This window comes from Arthrobacter sp. AL12 (assembly GCF_029960645.1).
Classification (GTDB): Bacteria; Actinomycetota; Actinomycetes; order Actinomycetales; family Micrococcaceae; genus Arthrobacter.
Genome location: NZ_JASBQY010000005.1, coordinates 128,123 through 148,351, shown reverse-complemented (window position 1 = coordinate 148,351; position 20,229 = coordinate 128,123). Strand labels below are relative to the sequence as shown.

Below are 20,229 nucleotides of genomic sequence, written 5' to 3'. Positions count from 1 at the left end.
AGAGCATTCGACTGTTAATCGAAGGGTTGCTGGTTCAAGTCCAGCAGGAGGAGCGCGCAGTCCCCGTCCCGGGTCACCGGGACGGGGACTTTTTTATACCCGGAGGGGGTATTGGCGGGCAGTGACGGGGAGGGTGGCGGTCCGATTTCCTAAGCGGCAAAACCTTTGCTAATGTCGTACCTGCTTCATTCCTCCTTAGCTCAATTGGCAGAGCATTCGACTGTTAATCGAAGGGTTGCTGGTTCAAGTCCAGCAGGAGGAGCGGACAGGTCCCGCAGCCGGTGAACAACTGGCTGCGGGACCTTTTTTGTGCCCTCTTACGGCGGCCTGCTGGGGGCTCAGACGAAGTACATCTCCACCTGGAGGAACCGCTCCGCCTCCGCCACGGCTGCACGGAAGGCTTCGAGTTCGGTGGGGGACGTGCGGGGTTCCCGGGGGTGCCATTCGTGCGGTGCGGAGTGCACCTGGGTGAAGCCGCCGCCGGGCGGGGCGTAGAAGATGCCGAAGCGCTGCACTGGCCACTCGGGGGACGATTCGGGTGCGACCAGGAGCGCCGAATCGACGGCCGGGTTGTACCACTGGGCGATCGGGCGCCGGCGGTCCTCGGTGAACAGGCCGGCCGCGAAGAGGGCCGCCGATTGCTGGCTCGTCTGGCTGCACAGGCGATCCCACCACAGAGGCAGGATACCGGCGTCGCACCGCTGCCACGTGGCCGGTCTGGGCGGAGGATCCTGCCAGTGGGGCACATCAACAACTTTATCGTCCGCCGTGGAGCGGCAACAGGGCCGGCGGACAACTGCTCGGCCCGCCCCCCCAAGGGGACACGCCCACCCTGCGCGGCCCGCCCCCGGGGGGACATGCCCCGTGCTGGGGCCGGTGAGTGGACATAGTGCCCGTATGTCCACTCCTGCGCGCTAAAAATGGGCATGTCCCCCGCGCGGGGTTGTCCTGGGCTTGGCGCTGCGGGGGGACATGCCCCGTGCTGGGGCCGGTGAGCGGACATAGTGCCCGTATGTCCACTCCTGCGCGCTAAAAATGGGCATGTCCCCCGGGGGTGGGGGCGGGAGCTACTGGATCGGAGGGACCGTGCGGGGCCTGACGACCAGCCAGAGAGCCGCCGCGGCCAGGAAGATGCACGCGGCCTGGACGGCGCCCATCGGGGTGGAAGACGTGACACCGAGCCAGCCAACCACCGGCGAGATGAGTCCCGCCATCAGGAAGGTGGCGGCACCGAGCAGGGAGGCCGCGGTCCCGGCTTGGGCGCCGTGTTTGGCCAGCGCCAGCACCTGGACGCAGGGGAACGTGAAGCCGGCGCCGAGGATGTAGAACCACAGCGGCACCATCACGCCCCACAGACCGAAGCCCAGCTGGTCGAAGAGCACGATCAGCAAAGCCATCAGGAACATCCACGCCGTGGAGCATGCCAGGATCCACTGCGGCGGGACCTTGCGGATGAGCCTCGAGCTGGTCTGCACGCCGGCGACGATGCCCAGGGAATTCACGCCGAAGAGCAGGCCGTACTGCTGCGGGCTGAAGCCGTAGACGTCCTGGAACAGGAACGGCGACGCGGACAGGTACGTGAACAGCCCGGCGAAGTTCATTCCACCCACCAGCAACAGCCCCACAAAGATCCGGTCCCTGAACAGCACCCCGTAGCGCTGCCGGGCGGTCATACCGGTTTTTCCGCGGAGTTCCCGGGGCAGCGTCTCGCGCACGACGAAAATCGCGGCGATGAGGACGCAGATGCCGTAGCCGGCCAGGAAGAAGAAGATCCCCGGCCACGGCATGAACAGCAGCAGCTGAGAGCCAATGACTGGAGCGAGAATCGGCGCCAGGCCGTTCACCAGGGCCATCCGGGAGAACATCCGCACCATGGCGAAACCGCTGAACAGGTCCCGCACCATCGCCATGGCCACCACGCCGCCGCCCGCGGCGCCGATGCCCATCAGCACCCGGAAGAAGCCCAGCGTCGTGATGTCGGTCGACAGGGCCGCGCCCAGGGAGGCCACAATGTGCACCGCCGTCGCAAGGATCAGCGGCATCCGCCGGCCGAACTTGTCGCTCAGAGGCCCTACTACCAACTGGCCCAGCGCAAAGCCGAGCGTGGTGCCGGTCAACGTCAGCTGCACGGCCGCCTCCGAGACGGCCAGGCTCTCTTCCAGGGCCGGGAACGCCGGAAGGTACAGGTCCACGGTGAAGGGCCCCAGGGCGGTCAGGGCGCCGAGCATCAGAATGTAAAGGAGCTTGCGGCGGCGGCTCAGGGAATCGCCGGGATTGGTGGGTGTAGTCACAGAGGTCAATCCTAGGGCGCACGACCGTCGGGCAGGCCTGCAGCGGGGGCGCGCCACAGCCCGCGCCCGCGCGGCGGGCGGGAGCCTGAATGGTAGTTTTGACACCGGGGTGTGCGTGAAGCTGCGCAGACCGGCAAGCCCGCGGAAGCGGAATCACAGACGTAACCAGTTAGGCGGGACCGATGAGCGGACGTCACAGCGGCGGGACAAGCGGGGGGCTGCGCATCTCCGCGCTCCCGAGGACCCTGAAACTGATCTTCAAACTGGCCCCGCGGCAGCTCAACGACGAGATTGCCCTCGCCAAGGTCGAGATCAAGCGCAAGGGCATCCAGGTCGGCGTGGCCTCCGCCTTCCTCGCCGTCGCGCTGATCTTCGTCGCTTTCCTCGTCACCGGCCTCATCGTCGCCGCCATTATGGGACTCGCGACGATCATGCCCGCCTGGCTCGCGGCCCTGCTGGTCTGCGGCGTCTTCCTGATCATCGCCCTGATCGCCGGCCTGGTCGGGGTCGGCAAGTTCAAGAAGGCCCTGCCGCTGGTCCCCGAAGACACCATCCGGGGCCTGAAGTACGACCTCGGCATCGCCAAGGAAGGCTCAGCGTTCGATCCTGCCGTGCTCGATCCGGAATCCGAGCAGTCCAAGGCCGCCAAGGCCGCCAAGGCAGAGGCTGCCGCCAAGGCCCAGGCGGAGAAGGAAGCCAAGAAGGCTGCCGAGCCGGACTTCGGCCCGCCTCCCACCGAAGCGGAACTGCGACGCCGGCTGGACCAGCGCCGCACCCACCTCACCGGAGTCCGCGACGAACTCAACGAGGAACTGGACGTCAAGACCCAGGCGCAGACCCTTCTGGCCGCGGCGCAGGTGAAGCTGCAGGACGGCAGGGAACAGCTCACCGGCAAAGTGGCCGAGGTCCGAGCCGCGGCCAGCCGCCGCGCGAAGCGGCCAGCGGCGTCCGGCGGTGCCGGTACCCATGGCGCAGGCGTGGCAGGCCAGCTTGGCCAGCGCTGGAGGCCGCTTGTCGCCCTCACCGCCTCGGCAGCCGCGCTCGTGTTCCTGCTGCGCAAACTTCTTAAGGGCTAGACAGCCCGCTTATCGGCAACGCCCGATCGTTGCCGGCCACGGAAAGGGGGACTGGATGAGGTTCATCGGCGCTGGTTCCCGGCCTGGTCAGCCCCAGATCCACCACGACAGGGTTTTCACCATCCCCAACGTGTTGACCGTCGTGCGGTTCCTCGGCGTGCCACTCTTCATCTGGCTCGTGCTCGGGGTGCAGGAATACGGCTACGCCGCACTCGTCCTAGCGATCATGGGCAGCACGGACTGGGTGGACGGGTATGTCGCACGCCGGTACGACCAGATGTCCAACCTTGGGCGGGTCATGGATCCCATCGCGGACCGGCTGTCGCTGATCGCGGTTGCCGTGACACTGGTGATCGCCGGCGTCGTGGAGTGGTGGTACCTCGCGGCGCTGCTGATCCCGGACGCCATCCTGCTCGCCCTGTCGCTCTACTACTTCCACGGCCACCCAGACCTGCCCGTGAGCCGGATCGGCAAGATCCGGACTGCGCTCCTGCTGGTCGGCACGCCGCTGCTCGTGCTCTCGAAACTTCCGGTCCCCGGCACCGAGGTCTACCTCGCCGCCGCCTGGGTCTGCCTGGGGCTGGGGCTTGTGGGGCACTGGATCGCTGGCTACAACTATTTCTGGGCCATTATCCGCAAGGGCAGGAAACTTAAGAGCCACAAGCCCGACGTCGACGGCGGCACCCGCTGATGGTGTGGTTCGCTGTCCTGCTTGCGGTGCTGGGCGCGTTCTGCCTCGCCATCGGCGCCCAGCGCCAGGGCAGCGCAGTCAAGGCGGACACCGGAGGACTGGCGCTCAGCAACCACGGAATGCTCCGTCTGATCCGCAACCCGCGCTGGGTATTCGGCCTGCTGCTGCTGGTCGTCGGCATGGCGATGAACGCCGTTGCACTGGTCATGGCGCCGCTGACCGTAGTCCAGCCAATCGGGGCGATCGCCCTTGTCATCACCACGATCGTCAATGCCAAGGACCAGGGGCTGACCATCAACCGGGCCACGGTGGTGGCCATCTCCGCCTGTGTCACCGGCTCGGCCCTGTTCGTGATCCTGGCGGTCAACGTGACCCAGGAAACCCACCAGGTCAGCTCCTCGGACGAGCTGACCATTGTGCTGCTGCTGGCCCTGGCCGTCGGGCTGTTCGGCACGCTCGCCCTGGTGTTCCGGCACCGGATGAGCGCCTTCATCTATATCCTTGGCGCGGGAATCCTGTTCGGCTTCGTCGCCGTCCTGACCCGCATTATCGGCAAGCACCTGCTGGACCCGAACGGCCTGGGCGTTCAGAATGTGCCGTGGTATTCGGTGGTCGCCATCGTCGCCGCCGGCGTCCTGGGCTCGTGGTTCGTCCAAAACGCCTACTCGGGCGGCCCGCCGGACCTCGTGATCGCCGGGCTGACAGTCATCGACCCGATAGTCGGCATCGCAATCGGCATCACGATCCTCGGCGAACTGCGCCCGGATGTCCATGCCGTGACGGCCATAGCGATGGGGGCGGCCGGTTCGCTTGCTATCGTGGGAGTGATCGCTTTGTCCAGGCACCATCCCGAGGTCACCAAGCGCAAGAAGGACGCGCGGAAGGCCGCGGGACGGGTGTCGTAGGAAGTCAACAGACCTCTGCAGCAGGCCCGGCACGCCTGCGCCGGCAGCCAGCCGGCCACCACAAAGTCCCAGCTGCCCGCACCGTGACCACCAGGAGCCCTCCACGTGACCATGCCTGACAACCAGCACCCGCTGACCATCCTGATTGCCGCGGACACGTACCCGCCCCACGTCAACGGCGCGGCCATGTTCGGCTACCGCCTGGCCCGAGGCATGAAAGCGCGCGGACACGATGTTCACGTGCTGGCCTGCCGACCGGACAAAGGCAGGAGCTTCACCGAGTTCAGCGACGAGGGCACGGTCCACCGGATCCGCTCGCATTCAGTTCCCACTCACGAATACTTCCGGATCACCTTTCCCTGGGAAATCAAGAAGGAAATCAGCCTGCTGTTCGACCGGATCCAGCCCGACGTCGTGCACATCCAGAGCCACTACATGATCGGCGAGCACGTGCTCTACGAGGCCGTCAAGCGCGGCATCCGGATCGTGGCGACCAACCACTTCATGCCCGAGAACCTGAACCCGTTCCTGCCCTTCCCGCAGTGGTTCAAGGACATCGTGGGACGCATTTCCTGGAAGGACATGGGCAAGGTCATGGGCCAGGCCGACGTCGTCACCACCCCGACGCCGCTGGCGGCCAAGGCGATGCACGAGCACGCCTTCCTCCGCAAGGTCCTGCCACTGTCCAACGGCATCGACTCCGCGGCTTACGAACTCAAACCGGGGGAGGAGCTGGAACGCCACTCGAGCCCCACCGTGCTGTTCGTTGGCCGGCTCGCCGAGGAAAAACACATCGATGTCCTGGTCGACGCTGTCGCCAAGATGCCCCCGGAGCTGGACGTCCACCTCGAGATCGTCGGCGGCGGCGAAGTGCGCCCGGCGCTGGAGGAGCAGGTTGCCAGGCTCGGGCTGCAGGACCGCGTCACGTTCCTCGGCCTGGCCAGCGACGCGGACCTCCGTCAGGCCTATCTGGCGGCGGACCTGTTCTGCATGCCCGGGACAGCGGAACTGCAGTCGCTCGTGACCCTGGAGGCCATGTCGGCCTCCACTCCGGTGCTGCTGGCTGACGCCATGGCGCTCCCTCATCTGGTGCACGAGGGCGAAAACGGCTATCTTTTCACGCCCAATGACAGCGACGACCTCGCAGCCAAGATGGTCCGCGTGCTCTCCCTCCCCGCCGATGAGCTGGCGGCGATGGGCAAGGCGAGCCGGGGCCTGGTGGAGAACCACAGCCTCGAGCGCACCCTGCAGGCCTTTGAGGATCTGTACCGCGGCGCCAGTTACGATGACCTCGTCGTCTGAACCCGGGCACTACTATTGTTAGAGTGATTTTCGCCCGGAAATTCCTCCGGCCCCGCGCGGGCCTGAAGGTTTCCGGGCGCAAGGGGCTATAGCTCAGCTGGTTAGAGCGCGGGACTCATAATCCTAAGGTCCTCGGTTCAAGTCCGAGTAGCCCTACATTGCCGCGGAACCCTGTGAGGGAACCGCCTCCACGGGAGCCGTGGCCGACGTTGGACGCCGGCCGCGGCTCTTTGGATTTATCCGGCCGCGCGTTGTCCCGACCGGCGCCGATCCCTGTCGCCCCGGCGGGGGAGGCGTCCTGATTGCCCATCCATATGTCATCCGTCACTTGCGGTGCCCTCGAGGACTGCGGTATGTTACTCGTGAGTAACATCCCGCCGGCGCAATGACCGCGCTCTCCTGGTCGCTGCTGATCTCCCGTGAAGGAACACCATGTCCAAAGCTGACATCGACATCAACAACCTCCCGTACGCCGATGGCGACTTCTTTGCGTTCGAGCAGCTGCTCACTGGCAAGGAGCAGGACCGGCTCGCGGAGGTCCGCGAGTTCCTGGCCCGCGAGGTCAAGCCGATCGCCGTTGACTGCTGGAACCGCGCCGAGTTCCCGATGGACCTGATCCCGAAGCTTGCCGAGATCGACCTGGTCAGTCCGGTCCGGAGGCAGGGCTACTCCAACCTCTTCGCAGGCATCATGCACGCCGAGGCAACCCGCGCCGACACCTCCATTGCCACCTTCATCGGCGTGCACGACGGACTCTTCACTGGCTCCATCGAGGCGCTGGCCTCCCAGGAGCAGCAGGAAGCGTGGCTGCCGGACATCTACTCGCTCAAGAAGATCGGCGCGTTCGGACTCACCGAACCCCTCGGCGGGTCCGATGTCGCCGGCGGCACCCGCACCACGGCCCGCAAGGAGGGGAACAGCTGGATCCTGAACGGAGCCAAGCGCTGGATCGGCAACGCCACGTTCTCCGATTGGGTTGTCATCTATGCCCGCGACCTCGCCGACAACCAGGTCAAGGGCTTCCTCGTCGACACCAAGACCGAGGGTTACAGCGCCACCAAGATCGAAAACAAGATCTCGTTGCGCACCGTGCAGAACGCCGACATCACGCTTGACAACGTCGTGGTGCCCGAGTTCTTTAAGCTCGCCAACGCCAACAGCTTCCGCGACACGAACAAGGTCCTCAAGGTCACCCGCCTGTCCGTCGCCTGGCAGGCGGTCGGCCAGCAGCTCGCCGCATTCGACGTTGCCCGCCGCTACGCCGTGGAGCGCAGCCAGTTTGGACGTCCGATTGCCTCCTTCCAGCTCGTGCAGCACCAGCTCGTGCAGATCCTCGGCAACGCCGTCAGCTCGATGGGGATGATGGTGCGGCTCTCCCAGCTGGAGGACCTTGGCCAGGCCAAGGATGAGCAGTCGGCACTGGCCAAGGCTTTCACCACAGCCCGCATGCGCGAGAGTGTGGCCCTGGGCCGCGGCATCCTTGGCGGCAACGGGATCGTCACGGACTACGAGATGGCCAAGGTCTTCTCGGATGCCGAGGCCATCTACTCCTACGAGGGCACCCACGAGATCAACACCCTCGTCACAGGCCGGGCGATCACGGGCATCTCCGCGATCGTCTAGGAAACGGCCCCGGGGCGCCCGGCGGCCCCAAGACGCCGGCGCCCGGCGGTCGGCACCGCTGGCGGCCCTCCGTCCTGAGCCACCCTCCGCACCCTACCCGGGTGCTGGATCGAGGGGAGGTAGCAGGACGGAGGGCCGCAGGTCTGTCACGAAGGCCAGCGGATTGAGGTATTCCGCGCCGCGGCGAACGCCCCAGTGGACGCAGGGCGCCGGCGTGCAGTGGCCGGGCTGGATCCACCCCAGGACATCCCCCTGGGCGACGGCATCGCCCGCCTCAAGATCGGTCCGAACCGCCTCGAAGCTGCTCCGCAATCCGCTGCCGTGGTCGACGGTAATGACCATACGGTCCACCACGACGCCGGCAAAGCTCACGGTGCCGGACGCCGGCGAGGTGACCGGGGCGCCGTCGGACGATGCCCGCAGATCCACGCCGCGGTGTCCGCTCAGCCAGAGTCGGGCCGGCGGATCAAAGGCACGCAGCACACCTGGCCGGGGGCTCAGCGGCCAGCTCCACCCGGCCGCCACCGTGCCGGCGCCGGCCGAGGGGTCCGTCGGGGGGCCGGACCCCTCTGCCGGACCGGCGGATGCCGTCACGGCGGAGAGCGCCAGAAGCAGTGCGGCTGCCTGGACGGCACCATACGCCGGAGTCTTCATGAACCCAGCCTGCTATCGACGCCAGGTCGGCGGAAGCACCCCGGCGGCGTATGTGGACAACGCCGCGGCTACGGGGCGGAGGCCCGGCCGGGACTCCGCCGCAGGCATGGAGAGGCCCCGCCGGGCCTCCGGTCCGGCCCCCTTCCGGCTCTCCGCTACGCCCTTCGCCGTCGCTCTGCCGGCCCTCCGCGACCCCTCCGCCGGACCCCGGAAACCGTCCAATCCGGCACTGCCCCTGTAGTACACTTGGTGGAGCAGTTTGCTGTGCCCTCACGCTTGATCAAGGTAATTTGTCTAAGCCGGCACGCCTCATTCAGGGGTGCGGGGGAGTAGCGGCTGACTACGCGTATCCAGCCCAACTCATTCGAAGCTTCAACTCTTCAGGGTGCGGAGGACTGTGCTTCTTTCGGTCCGGACCTGTGGTCCGGTGGAGAAACGCAGTGGATGCCAGGAGCACCGCCCGCCTGGGTGTTGCTATTTAACCGTCAACTATTGGCAGGGTAAGACAGCCCGTGGGCTGTCTCATGAATGACCTGCCGGAAGGAGCGCCGGCATGCCCGTCGTAACTATGCGCCAGCTGCTTGACAGCGGCGTCCACTTTGGACACCAGACCCGCCGTTGGAACCCGAAGATGAAGCGTTTCATCTTCACGGAGCGCAACGGCATCTACATCATTGACCTGCAGCAGTCGCTGTCCTACATCGACCGTGCCTACGAGTTCGTGAAGGCCACCGTTGCACACGGCGGCACCGTTCTCTTCGTCGGCACCAAGAAGCAGGCACAGGAATCCATCGCCGAGCAGGCCACCCGCGTTGGCCAGCCGTACGTCAACCAGCGTTGGCTCGGCGGTATGCTGACCAACTTCCAGACGGTCTCCAAGCGCATCCAGCGCATGAAGGAACTCGAAGAGATTGACTTCGACGACGTCGCCGGTTCCGCGTACACCAAGAAGGAGCTGCTGCTCCTTCGCCGCGAACTCACGAAGCTGGAAACCAACCTCGGTGGTATCCGCAACCTGACGAAGGCGCCTTCCGCGCTGTGGATCGTTGACACCAAGAAGGAACACCTTGCTGTCGACGAAGCCAAGAAGCTGAACATCCCGGTTGTTGCCATCCTGGACACCAACTGCGATCCGGACGAAGTCGACTTCCCGATCCCGGGTAACGACGACGCCATCCGCTCCGTCAACCTGCTGACCCGCGTTGTTGCTGACGCCGTTGCTGAGGGCCTCATCGCCCGCAACCAGCGCGCCACCGGCACCACGGAAGCTCCGGAAGAGCCGCTGGCCGAGTGGGAGCGCGAACTCCTCGAGGGCAGCAAGACCGAAGAGGCTGCTGCCGCTCCGGCCGCAGATGCTGCTCCGGCCGCTGAAAAGGCACCCGCCGCAGAAGCTGCTCCGGCCGCTGAAAAGGCACCCGCCGCCGAGGCTGCTCCGGCCGCCGCGGACGAAGCCAAGTAGTCAACAGACTGCTTTCTCAGCTGACAAATAAATCCGGATCTCCCCGCACGCCCTGCGCGTAATGGGGAACTGACAGGATGGCCGCTCACGCCGGTGAGCTGCCGTCCTGTCAGTCCGTACACCACATAAAATTTCTAGACAGAGGGGTTCACATGGCGAACTACACTGCCGCTGATATCAAGGCTCTGCGCGAGCGCACGGGCGCCGGCATGATGGATGTCAAGAAGGCTCTTGACGAGGCCAACGGTGACGCCGAGAAGGCCATCGAAATCATCCGCATCAAGGGCCTCAAGGGCGCTACCAAGCGCGAGGGCCGCTCCACCGCGGAAGGCCTGGTTGCCGCCAAGGTCGCCGGCGGCGTTGGCGTGATGATTGAAGTCAACTGCGAGACCGACTTCGTTGCGAAGGCTGACAAGTTCATCCAGCTCGCCGACAAGGTCCTGGCCGTCGCCGTCGAGTCCGGCGCTGCCGATCTCGACACCCTGCTGGCCACCGAGGTCGACGGCAAGCCGCTGTCCGAGGTTGTCATCGAAGAGGGCGCCGTTCTGGGCGAGAAGGTTGTTGTCCGCCGCATCGCCCGCCTCGAAGCCGCCACGGTTGACGCGTACCTGCACAAGACCTCCAAGGATCTCCCGGCCCAGGTCGGCGTGCTGTTCGCTGTTGACGGCGAAGGCGAAGCAGCTGCCACCGCAGCCCACGACATCGCCGTTCACATCGCAGCGATGTCCCCGAACTACCTCTCCCGCGAGGACGTCCCGGCCGAGCTCGTCGAGTCCGAGCGTCGCATCGCCGGCGAGACTGCCAAGGCTGAAGGCAAGCCCGAAGCTGCAATGACCAAGATTGTGGAAGGCCGTGTCACCGGCTTCTACAAGGGCGAGGTTCTCCTCGACCAGGCATTCGCCAAGGATGCCAAGAAGTCTGTCGCGCAGGTTCTCGAAGAGGCCGGCGTCAAGGGCACCGGATTCGCGCGTTTCCGCGTCGGTTCCTAGCCAGACACCAGTCAGGCACTTAGTCAGACCCTAGTCAGACACGCTGAGGGGGTGGTCACTGCGGTGGCCGCCCCTTTTGCATGCACACAGGGTCATGACCCCCGGAGACCATCCCGGGGCAGCACCGGGGCCGGGCGGAATGACGCCTTTGGTCCCCGGCACGATACCCTTTTTCAGAGTTCACCAACGGGAAGGCACCATGGAAACCGTCACTACTTCAGTCCAGCCAAAGAAGAGCCGGCGCCGAGTCCTGTTGAAGCTGTCGGGCGAGGTCTTCGGCGGCGGGAAGCTCGGCGTTGATCCTGACACCGTCCGCGGCGTGGCCAAGCAGATCGCTGCAGCAGTGCCCGACGTCGAGGTTGCGATCGTCGTCGGCGGCGGGAACTTCTTCCGCGGCGCCGAACTGTCCCAGAGCGGCATGGACCGATCCCGCGCCGACTACATGGGCATGCTCGGCACGGTCATGAACTGCCTGGCCCTCCAGGACTTCCTGGAGCAGGCCGGCGTCGAAACCCGTGTCCAGAGCGCCATCACCATGGGCCAGGTCGCCGAGGCCTACATCCCGCGTCGCGCCATCCGCCACATGGAAAAGGGCCGTGTTGTCATCTTCGGCGCCGGCGCGGGTCTGCCGTACTTCTCAACCGACACCGTAGCTGCCCAGCGCGCCATGGAGGTCCACGCCGACGTCGTCCTGATGGCCAAGAGCGGCGTCGACGGCGTCTACACCGCGGACCCGAAGAAGGACCCCACGGCCGAGAAACTGCACCACCTTAGCTACGACGACGCCCTGCGCCGGGACATCCGCGTGATGGACCAGACCGCCATGACCATGTGCAAGGACAACAACCTCACGATGGTCGTGTTCGGCATGGAAGGCGAAGGAAACGTCACCCGCGCCATTCTGGGCGAGGATCTGGGCACCGTCGTCACCCCCTAGCAACGGCTAGGATGTTTTCAGGACAGTTCCGCTCCCCGGATCCGGGGCAGGCCGGCGGAACACAACCAAGACCGTGCAGCATCCCGCCAGCGGCGGGGCACCTATTTCTGAGGAGAGACCGTGATCGAAGAAACCTTGCTCGAAGCCGGGGAAAAGATGGACAAGGCCGTTGAAGTAGCCAAGGAAGACTTCGCTTCGATCCGGACCGGCCGCGCCACCCCGGGTCTCTACAACAAGGTCCTCGTGGACTACTACGGCTCCCCGACGCCGCTGCAGCAGCTGGCCTCCTTCGCCGTCCCGGACGCCCGCACCATCCTCATCACGCCCTTCGACAAGACCGCCCTGCGCGACATCGAGCGCGCGCTGAGCGATTCCGAGGTCGGCGCCAACCCGTCAAACGACGGCAACGTCATCCGGATCACCATCCCGGACCTGACGCAGGAGCGCCGCAAGGAATACGTCAAGATCGTCAAGTCCAAGGGCGAGGACGCCAAGGTGTCCATCCGCAACATCCGCCGCAAGGCCAAGGAAACCCTGGACAAGCTGGTCAAGGACGGCGAGGCCGGCGAGGACGAGGGCAGCCGTGGCGAAAAGGAACTGGACGCCATGACCAAGGCTCACGTCGACGGGATCGATGAGCTGCTCAAGCGCAAGGAAGCCGAGCTGCTCGAGGTCTGATGGCGCAGGAACAGGGGGAACCCGGACCGGACGTCCGGGTGCGGGGGAAGCAGCGGAGGAATCCGACGCCCAAGGCCGGTAGAAACCTGCCCGCCGCCACGGCGGTGGGCGTGGGCATGCTCGTGATTGTCCTCGGCGGACTGCTTTTCGTTCCGCTGGGCTTCGTGCTCATCGTCACCGCCTTCGCGGTCTTCGGTGTCTGGGAAGTCTTCCGGGCACTGGAAACCACCGGCACCCGGCTGCCGATCATTCCGGTGATGACCGGCACCGTGGCGATGCCGGCCGCCGCCTACTTCGGCGGCACCGAAAGCCTCCTGTTCGCCATGCTGCTCAGCAGCGTCGCCGCGCTGATCTGGCGGTCCCTCGAAGGTGCCGCCGGGTCCGCGCGCAGCATCTTCGCCGGAATCTTCACCCTGGCCTGGGTCCCGTTCCTGATCAGTTTCGCCGTGCTGCCGCTGCACACCTTCGTGGGGGAGACCCCGGTGGGGCTGTGGCCCGACGGCGTTGCTCCCCCCGGAGCGTGGCAGATCGCCACCCTCCTGCTGCTGGTGGTCGCCAACGACACCTTCGGGTACCTCGTCGGGGCCTCCCTCGGCAAGCACCCGATGGCGCCGAAGATCAGTCCCAAAAAGAGCTGGGAAGGCTTCGCCGGGTCCATCGCCGGCGCCACGGCCGTCGGAGTGCTCGCCGCCGTCTTTGTGCTGGACAAGCCCTGGTGGGCCGGTGTCGTCCTGGCCGTGGGCATGGTGGCCGCGGCCACTGCCGGAGACCTCTCCGAATCCATGGTGAAGCGCGAACTCGGGATCAAGGACATGAGCAGCATCCTGCCCGGCCACGGCGGGGTCATGGACCGGCTGGACTCGATCGTCTTCGCCTGCCCGGTGGCCTTCATCCTCTACTCCGTCTTTGCCGGAGCGTGAGGCACCCCTGACCCCTCCGGCCCCTAAAATGGTGCCGGGCCAACCAGTCGAACGGCATTGAAGGAAACAACAGAACAGTGGACATTCAACGGCAGATTCCTGCGTCCTTTGACCGCGTGCAGCGGAACGAGTACGGCTACAACGCCAAGCAGGTCGACGAGTTCATGCAGCGCGCACGGGTGTCATTCGAGGCGCCCCAGTCCGCCGCCCGCCCGGTCAGGAGCGCGGACGTCAGGGCGGTATCCTTCGACCCCGTCAAGGGCGGCTATGCAGCGGCCGGCGTCGACGCCGCACTGGACCGGCTGGAGGACGCCCTCGCTCTGCGGGAACGCGATGAGCTCGTGGCCGAACGCGGCGAGGAAGCCTGGCTCCGCGAGATCGGCCGGCTCGCCGGCCTGCTCCGCGGGCGTCTGCACCGCCCTGACGGGCACCGCTTCCGGCGCCCCGCCAAGGCCAAGGCCCGCAGCTACAACACCAAGGACGTGGATGACCTCTGCCACGACCTGATCGGATACCTCGAAGAGGACAAGCCGCTGAGTGTGGACAATGTCCGCCGCGCCGTCTTCCGTCCCGCCGTCGGGAAGGACGGATACGAGGAAAACCAGGTGGACGCCTTTATGGACCGGGTCGTCGAACTCATGGCCGCGATCGACTGAGCGCCATCAGCGCTCGGTGACCAGCGGCCGTTCGGGCGTGTGCAGCCGCGTCATGAGACGGGTGATGCCCCGCGGCACCCGGGTCCTGGTGGCCCGCGAGACCAGGACCATCACGGCGAACGCGGCCGGCACTGTCCAGGCGGCGGGCTGCGCCAGCCACGACGGCGTTCCGCCGGCACCCAGCAGGGCCCCTGCCACCATGGCACCGCCGCAGAACACGGCCCCCGTTGCCATACCGGCGATCGCCCCGGCGTCGGTCAGCCCCCGCCACCAGATGCCCAGCAGCAGCACCGGGCAGAGCGTGGACGCGGTAAAGGCAAACACCATCCCCACGCTCCCTGCCAGTGCGAGCGAACCCGTCATGGACGCCAGACCCAGCGGGACCAGCGCCGAGATCACGGCCGCCCGGCGGAAGCCCTTCACGCTGCCGCCGAAGAGGTCCTGGCTGATCACCCCGGCAAGCGAGACCACCAGCCCGGAGGTCGTGGACAGGAACGCGGCGAACGCCCCCGCCACCACCAGGGCGGACAGCAGATCACCCGCCGTCCCGCCCACCAGCTCCCCGGGGAGCAGCAGCACCAGCGCATCGGACTGCCCGCTCTGCGCCAGCTGGGGGGCGAACATCCGGCCGACCAGGCCGTACGCCGTCGGGAACAGGTAGAAGACCGACAGCAGGCCCAGCACGATCAGGGTTGTCCGGCGGGCTGACTGCCCGTCCGGGTTCGTGTAGAAGCGCACCAGCACGTGCGGCAGCCCCAGCGTCCCGAACAGCAGCGCCACCAGCAGGGAAATGTTCTGGTACATCCCCGCCGGAGCCGCGCCCGTCGGGTTCACGGACGCCTCCGCCACGGGGGGAGTGCCTGAGTCGGCCAGCACGAAGACGATAAAAAGTATCGGCACCGCCAGCGCCGTCAGCTTGAGCCAGTACTGGAACGCCTGCACGAAGGTGATGGAGCGCATGCCGCCCGCCACCACGGTGACGCAGACGACGGCGACCACGGCCACCATCCCCACCCAGGCCGGCAGCCCGGTGGTGATCCGGATTGCCAGCGCGGCGCCGTGGAGTTGCGGGACGATGTAAAGCCAGCCGACCATCACCACGACGACGCTCGTGACGCTGCGGACCACCCGGGAGTCGAGCCGCGCCTCGGTGAAGTCCGGAATGGTGTAGGCACCGGAGCGCCGGAGCGGGGCGGCGACAAAGAGCAGCAGCATCAGGTAGCCGGCGGTGTAGCCCACCGGAAACCACAGGGCGTCCGTGCCGGAGAGCAGGATCAGCCCGGCGACGCCGAGGAAGCTCGCCGCCGAGAGGTATTCGCCGCCGATCGCGGAGGCGTTCCACCAGGGCCGGACCGTCCGTGACGCCACGTAGAAATCCCCGGTGGTGCGAGAGATCCGCAGCCCGTAAAAGCCGATGACGGCCGTGGCCAGCGAGACGGCGGCGAACGCCGCGACGCCGACGACCGGATTCACGGTCGCCTCACTTGTCCCCGACGAGGTCCCGGTAGCGGGCCTCGTTCCGGGCCGCCGTCCGGATATACAGCCAGGCGCTGAGCCCGATCACCGGATAGATCCCGGCGCCCAGCAGCACCCAGTTGAAGGGCAGACCCACAATCGTTGACTCCGCGAGGCCCGGGACCAGTCCCAGCATGAGCGGAAACGCGACCAGGATCAGCAGGAATCCCGCCGCCACGACCACGGCAAGCCGCAACTGGGAGCGGATCAGTGAGCGGACGAACACCTGTCCCGCGTCGGACTCCTCGGCGGCATCACGCGAATCGGCGGCCGACCGCACGGCAGGCAGCGCCCCGCTTCCCGGAAGAATGGTCCGGGGGGCCGTGACGCGGACACGGGTCATGCCTGCGGCCGGATCCGGGTCGTCTCGAGCTTTTCCCGCACAGAGGGCAGGTGCCGCCGGCTGATGGGAAGTTCGGCCCCCGCCACGGTGACGCTGGGCCGGGCGGCGGCAAGCTTCATGTGGCTGATGTGGTTCAGCGCGATGAGGTAGGAGCGGTGGATCCGCAGGAACCCGGCTTCGGCCCACTGCTGTTCCAGATCGGCCAGCGGGACACGGATGAGGTAGCTGGCGTCCGCGGTGTGCAGCCGGGCGTAGTCGCCCTGGGCCTGGACGTAGGTGACCTCTTCGCGGCGGATCATTTTTGTGGTGCCGCCGAGGTCCACGGTGATCATTTCCGGCCGCGGGGCGCCGTCCTTGAGCAGCTCGCTGATCCTCCCGATCGACTTTGCCAGCCGTTCGGCGCGGACGGGTTTCAGCAGGTAGTCGACGGCGGCCAGGTCGAACGCTTCCAGCGCGCAGTCCTCATCGGCGGTGACGAAGACGACGGCGGGCGGCTTGCTGCTGCGCGCGATGACGCGGGCGATGTCCAGGCCCGAGAGTGCGGGCATGTGGATGTCGAGGAACACGGCGTCGACCTCCTCGGCCTCGAGGGTCCGCAGGGCCTCGGCCCCGGAGGACGCGCGGTGGATGGTGCCGATCCGGTCATCCCGGCCCAGCAGGAAGGCCAGTTCCTCCACGGCGGGCAGCTCGTCGTCGGCGACGAGGACGTTAATCATGGTCCAAGACTAACGCCGGAGTCGGTTGGCCCCTATCAGGCATCGTGGCGGGGCTGGGACTTGGGGACGCGCATCGTGATCAGGGTGCCTTCGCCGGGCGCGGTCTCGATCACCAGGCCGTGTTCGTCGCCGTAGACCTGCCGCAGCCGGGCATCGACATTGCGCAGCCCGACATGCTCGCCGTCGCCGTGCCCGGCAAGGACAGCCTGCAGCTGTTCCGGATCCATGCCCACGCCGTCGTCCTCGATGGTCACCTCGGCGAAGGCGCCGGCATCGTTGGCCGTGATGGAGATGTGGCCGGGGCCCTCCTTGGCCTCGAGGCCGTGCCGGACCGCGTTCTCCACCAGCGGCTGCAGGCTCAGGAAGGGGATCACGGTGCTGAGCACTTCGGGGGCGATCCGCAGGCTCACCTGCACCCGGTCGCCGAACCGGGCCCGCTCCAGCAGCAGGTAGCGGTCGATGCAGCGCAGTTCCTCGGCGAGGGTGGTGAAGTCCCCGTGCCGGCGGAACGAGTAGCGGGTGAAGTCGGCGAACTCCACCACCAGCTCCCGGGCCCGGACCGGATCGGTGTTGATGAAGGACGCGATCGCGTTCAGGGAGTTGTAGATGAAATGCGGGCTGATCTGGGCCCGGAGGGCCCGCACCTCCGCCTCCATCAGCAGCGTGCGGGACGCGTCGAGTTCGGCCAGCTCCACCTGGGTCGCCACCCAGTCGGCCACCTCGCTGGTGGCCCGGACCAGCCCGGAACCGGCCGCCGGGGCGAAGGCCGCCACGACGCCCACCACCCGGGTCCCGGCCTTGATCGGGGCGATCACCGCGGCGCGTTCCACGTCCGTGCGGGTCGCCACCGCGCCCTGGCCCTGGGCGAGTTCCCGCACTTCGCCGGCCGGAATGACGGCGGTATGGCCGCCGTCGAGCACTCCGGCCGCGAGCTCCATCAGCACCGGCTTGAGTTCCTCCCCGGCCCCGTCCCAGGCCAGCACGCCATTGGTATCCGTGATCGCCAGAGCGTCGCAGCCGAGCAGGCTGCGCAGCTGCCGGCTGGCTTTGGCGGCGCCGGCAGGATTCAGGCCCGTGCGCAGGTGCTGGCCGGCGCGCGACGCCGCGTGCAGTGTCTTGTACGTGGCCCGTTCGGCGTCCGTGCCAAGCTCCCGGAAGGAGCGGAGCACCTTGAGTCCAACGGCGACGACGACGGCGATCGCCGCCGCGATCACGGCGATGGCGGCGGCGGTGAACAGGGGAGAGTCGGGCATGGGCCCAGCGTATCGCGGCCCGCCGGGCAGGGGCCGCAGGGGCACCGGACCGTGCTGGAGGCACCGCTGACCGCAGCATCCCGACCGCTGAGCGACGCAGGGCCGGGCGGATATGGATGTTGGCCGCGTCACGGGAGAAGGTGATTGTAGTCACATTGGCCGGAGGACTGTTCGGAGCAGGCCAAGGCAGCCGGTGTGGACTCGAAAGTCTCAATGAGGAGGAACGATGGGTCACGAAGCCCAAGAAACGGACGCCACGGCGGCCGTGGACTTCAAGGAAGTCCAGTCGACGCCGCGGTTCCAGGAACTGCGCAAGCGTCACCGCAGCTTTGTCTTTCCGATGGCCATTGCATTCCTGCTCTGGTACTTCGCTTATGTCCTGCTGGCCGACTACGCGGTGGGGTTCATGTCCATCAAGGTCTGGGGCAACATCAACGTCGGCCTGATTATGGGACTGGCTCAGTTCGTGACCACGTTCGCCATCACCGGCTGGTACGTCAGCTACTCGAACCGGAAGCTTGACCCGATCGCAGCGGAAATCCGCCACGAAATCGAGGGCCACGAATTCGACAAGCACGGCAACCAGATCAGCGGGGTAGAGAAATGACGTTTATGGTGCCCGCAGTGAACGTTGCGGATCTTAAGGAAACCACGCTGCTGAACATGGGCATCTTCGCCCTGTTCGTGGCGATCACGATGATCATCGTGATCAAGGCAAGCAAGAACAACAAGACGGCCGCCGACTACTACGCCGCCGGACGGTCCTTCACCGGATCTCAGAACGGCACCGCCATCGCAGGCGACTACCTCTCGGCGGCCTCGTTCCTGGGGATCACCGGCGCCATCGCCATCAACGGCTACGACGGCTTTATGTACTCCATCGGCTTCCTGGTCGCCTGGCTCGTCGCCCTGCTGCTTGTGGCCGAACTGCTGCGCAACACCGGCAAGTTCACCATGGCCGATGTGCTCTCCTTCCGGCTCAAGCAGCGCCCCGTGCGCATCGCGGCGGCCATCTCCACCCTGGTGGTCTGCTTCTTCTACCTCCTGGCCCAGATGGCCGGAGCCGGCACCCTGATCTCCCTGCTCCTTGGCATCAGCGACTGGGGCGGACAGGCGCTGGTCATTGTCGTCGTCGGCGCCCTGATGATCATGTATGTACTGATCGGCGGCATGAAGGGTACCACCTGGGTCCAGATCATCAAGGCCGTGCTCCTGATTGCGGGAGCCGCCGTGATGACTTTCTGGGTCCTCGCCATCTACGGCTTCAACCTTTCCGACCTGCTGGGCGGCGCGGTGGAAACCTCGGGCAACCCGAATATCCTGAACCCGGGCCTGCAGTACGGCAAGTCCGAAGTCTCCAAGATCGACTTCATGTCCCTGGGCCTGGCCCTCGTGCTTGGCACCGCGGCCCTGCCCCACGTGCTGATGCGCTTCTACACGGTTCCGACCGCCAAGGAAGCCCGCAAGTCCGTGGTCTGGTCCATCTGGCTGATCGGCCTGTTCTACCTGTTCACCCTGGTCCTGGGCTTCGGTGCTGCGGCGCTGGTTGGCGCTGACACGATCAAGGGTGCCCCGGGCGGCGTCAACTCCGCCGCACCGCTGCTGGCCTTCCACCTCGGTGGCCCGCTGCTGCTCGGCTTCATCTCGGCGGTGGCCTTCGCCACCATCCTGGCCGTCGTCGCCGGACTGACGATCACTGCGGCGGCCTCGTTCGCCCACGACATCTATGCCAGCGTGATTGCCAAGGGCAAGGCTGACGCCGCGACCGAGGTCAAGGTGGCGCGGCGCACCGTGGTCGTCATCGGACTGCTGGCCATTGTCGGCGGCATCTTCGCCAACGGACAGAACGTCGCCTTCCTGGTGGCGCTTGCCTTCGCGGTGGCGGCCTCGGCCAACCTGCCCACCATCGTGTACTCGCTGTACTGGCGCAAGTTCACCACCCAGGGCGCCATCTGGAGCATGTACGGCGGGCTCGGTTCCGCGATCATCCTGATCGCGCTGTCCCCGGTGGTCTCGGGTGCCAAGACGTCCATGATCCCGGGCGCCAACTTCGCGATCTTCCCGCTCAGCAACCCCGGTATCGTTTCCATCCCGCTCGCGTTCCTCCTGGGCTGGCTCGGTTCGGTGCTGGACAAGCGTCTGGAAGACACCACCAAGCAGGCCGAAATGGAAGTCCGCTCCCTCACGGGCGTCGGCGCCGAAAAGGCCACCGACCACTAAG

General features: G+C 66.6%; 21 protein-coding genes and 3 tRNA genes (1 of these 24 running past the window's edge). 17 read left to right on the top strand and 7 right to left on the bottom strand.

Going from position 1 to position 20,229, the window contains the following annotated elements; all coding sequences use genetic code 11:
• A tRNA-Asn gene (locus tag QK291_RS08190) sits at positions 1 to 53 on the top strand (it extends 120 nt beyond the left edge of the window).
• Between the two features lie 136 nt (positions 54 to 189).
• Positions 190 to 262 (top strand) — tRNA-Asn (locus QK291_RS08185).
• 76 nt (positions 263 to 338) lie between these two features.
• Here QK291_RS08185 and QK291_RS08180 read toward each other — a convergent pair.
• Positions 339 to 746 (bottom strand): hypothetical protein, encoded by a 408-nt coding sequence (locus QK291_RS08180; RefSeq protein ID WP_282380719.1) that lies wholly within the window; start codon positions 744 to 746, stop codon positions 339 to 341.
• Between the two features lie 321 nt (positions 747 to 1,067).
• The gene (locus tag QK291_RS08175; protein WP_282380717.1) at positions 1,068 to 2,291 is read right to left on the bottom strand and encodes a multidrug effflux MFS transporter; all 1,224 of its coding nucleotides are present in this window, start codon (positions 2,289 to 2,291) and stop codon (positions 1,068 to 1,070) included.
• Positions 2,292 to 2,473: 182 nt separating this feature from the next.
• Here QK291_RS08175 and QK291_RS08170 point away from each other — a divergent pair, with 182 nt between their 5' ends.
• The 6 genes from QK291_RS08170 (at position 2,474) to QK291_RS08145 (ending at position 7,888) form a co-directional block, all read left to right on the top strand.
• Complete coding sequence (locus tag QK291_RS08170; RefSeq protein ID WP_282380716.1) at positions 2,474 to 3,367, top strand: phage holin family protein; 894 nt, start codon at positions 2,474 to 2,476, stop codon at positions 3,365 to 3,367.
• 55 nt (positions 3,368 to 3,422) lie between these two features.
• Positions 3,423 to 4,058 (top strand): CDP-alcohol phosphatidyltransferase family protein, encoded by a 636-nt coding sequence (locus QK291_RS08165; RefSeq protein ID WP_282380715.1) that lies wholly within the window; start codon positions 3,423 to 3,425, stop codon positions 4,056 to 4,058.
• Positions 4,058 to 4,963 (top strand): DMT family transporter, encoded by a 906-nt coding sequence (locus QK291_RS08160; RefSeq protein ID WP_282380714.1) that lies wholly within the window; start codon positions 4,058 to 4,060, stop codon positions 4,961 to 4,963. Before QK291_RS08165 ends, QK291_RS08160 begins: the two co-directional genes overlap by 1 nt.
• A 105-nt stretch (positions 4,964 to 5,068) precedes the next feature.
• A complete protein-coding gene (locus QK291_RS08155; RefSeq protein WP_282380713.1) occupies positions 5,069 to 6,265 on the top strand; it encodes a glycosyltransferase in 1,197 nt (398 codons plus the stop codon).
• A gap of 82 nt (positions 6,266 to 6,347) precedes the next feature.
• Positions 6,348 to 6,421: transfer RNA gene (locus tag QK291_RS08150), tRNA-Ile, on the top strand.
• A gap of 276 nt (positions 6,422 to 6,697) precedes the next feature.
• Positions 6,698 to 7,888 (top strand): acyl-CoA dehydrogenase family protein, encoded by a 1,191-nt coding sequence (locus QK291_RS08145; RefSeq protein WP_282380711.1) that lies wholly within the window; start codon positions 6,698 to 6,700, stop codon positions 7,886 to 7,888.
• A 93-nt stretch (positions 7,889 to 7,981) separates the two neighbouring features.
• On the opposite strand, the gene QK291_RS08140 is transcribed toward QK291_RS08145, so the two are convergent.
• Positions 7,982 to 8,542, bottom strand: a complete 561-nt coding sequence (locus QK291_RS08140) for a M23 family metallopeptidase (protein WP_282380709.1) — start codon at positions 8,540 to 8,542, stop codon at positions 7,982 to 7,984.
• On the opposite strand from QK291_RS08140, the gene QK291_RS08135 reads away from it, so the two are divergent.
• The 7 genes from QK291_RS08135 (at position 8,541) to QK291_RS08105 (ending at position 14,181) form a co-directional block, all read left to right on the top strand.
• Positions 8,541 to 8,783, top strand: coding sequence for a hypothetical protein (locus QK291_RS08135; protein ID WP_282380708.1), 243 nt, complete (start codon positions 8,541 to 8,543; stop codon positions 8,781 to 8,783). The genes QK291_RS08140 and QK291_RS08135 overlap by 2 nt on opposite strands.
• A gap of 312 nt (positions 8,784 to 9,095) precedes the next feature.
• Positions 9,096 to 10,001, top strand: coding sequence for a 30S ribosomal protein S2 (gene rpsB / locus QK291_RS08130; protein WP_282380707.1), 906 nt, complete (start codon positions 9,096 to 9,098; stop codon positions 9,999 to 10,001).
• A gap of 152 nt (positions 10,002 to 10,153) precedes the next feature.
• Positions 10,154 to 10,990 (top strand): translation elongation factor Ts, encoded by an 837-nt coding sequence (tsf, locus tag QK291_RS08125; protein ID WP_282380706.1) that lies wholly within the window; start codon positions 10,154 to 10,156, stop codon positions 10,988 to 10,990.
• Positions 10,991 to 11,189: 199 nt separating this feature from the next.
• A complete protein-coding gene (gene pyrH, locus QK291_RS08120) occupies positions 11,190 to 11,927 on the top strand; it encodes a UMP kinase (protein WP_282380705.1) in 738 nt (245 codons plus the stop codon).
• A gap of 120 nt (positions 11,928 to 12,047) precedes the next feature.
• Positions 12,048 to 12,605 carry a ribosome recycling factor gene (gene frr, locus QK291_RS08115; RefSeq protein ID WP_282380703.1) on the top strand — a complete coding sequence of 186 codons (558 nt, stop codon included), beginning with the start codon at positions 12,048 to 12,050 and terminating at the stop codon, positions 12,603 to 12,605.
• On the top strand, positions 12,605 to 13,525 hold the full coding sequence (locus tag QK291_RS08110) for a phosphatidate cytidylyltransferase (protein WP_282380701.1): 921 nt from the start codon (positions 12,605 to 12,607) through the stop codon (positions 13,523 to 13,525). The genes frr and QK291_RS08110 overlap by 1 nt, the downstream gene beginning before the upstream one ends.
• A gap of 77 nt (positions 13,526 to 13,602) precedes the next feature.
• Complete coding sequence (locus QK291_RS08105; RefSeq protein WP_282380699.1) at positions 13,603 to 14,181, top strand: DivIVA domain-containing protein; 579 nt, start codon at positions 13,603 to 13,605, stop codon at positions 14,179 to 14,181.
• 6 nt (positions 14,182 to 14,187) lie between these two features.
• On the opposite strand, the gene QK291_RS08100 is transcribed toward QK291_RS08105, so the two are convergent.
• From QK291_RS08100 to QK291_RS08085, 4 genes are read right to left on the bottom strand one after another with little or no spacing between them, the layout of a single operon-like run.
• The gene (locus tag QK291_RS08100) at positions 14,188 to 15,654 is read right to left on the bottom strand and encodes a cation acetate symporter (RefSeq protein WP_282380698.1); all 1,467 of its coding nucleotides are present in this window, start codon (positions 15,652 to 15,654) and stop codon (positions 14,188 to 14,190) included.
• Positions 15,655 to 15,661: 7 nt separating this feature from the next.
• Positions 15,662 to 16,039 (bottom strand): hypothetical protein, encoded by a 378-nt coding sequence (locus QK291_RS08095; RefSeq protein WP_282380697.1) that lies wholly within the window; start codon positions 16,037 to 16,039, stop codon positions 15,662 to 15,664.
• Entirely contained in the window at positions 16,036 to 16,755 is a 720-nt protein-coding gene (locus tag QK291_RS08090) for a LytTR family DNA-binding domain-containing protein (RefSeq protein ID WP_282380695.1), read from the bottom strand. The genes QK291_RS08095 and QK291_RS08090 overlap by 4 nt, the downstream gene beginning before the upstream one ends.
• Positions 16,756 to 16,790: 35 nt before the next feature.
• Positions 16,791 to 18,008, bottom strand: a complete 1,218-nt coding sequence (locus QK291_RS08085; protein ID WP_282380693.1) for a histidine kinase — start codon at positions 18,006 to 18,008, stop codon at positions 16,791 to 16,793.
• A gap of 226 nt (positions 18,009 to 18,234) precedes the next feature.
• Between QK291_RS08085 and QK291_RS08080 the strand changes: the two genes are divergently transcribed.
• Positions 18,235 to 18,615, top strand: a complete 381-nt coding sequence (locus QK291_RS08080; RefSeq protein WP_282380692.1) for a DUF485 domain-containing protein — start codon at positions 18,235 to 18,237, stop codon at positions 18,613 to 18,615.
• Positions 18,612 to 20,228 (top strand): sodium/solute symporter, encoded by a 1,617-nt coding sequence (locus QK291_RS08075; RefSeq protein WP_282380690.1) that lies wholly within the window; start codon positions 18,612 to 18,614, stop codon positions 20,226 to 20,228. Before QK291_RS08080 ends, QK291_RS08075 begins: the two co-directional genes overlap by 4 nt.
• Position 20,229 lies beyond the last annotated feature (1 nt).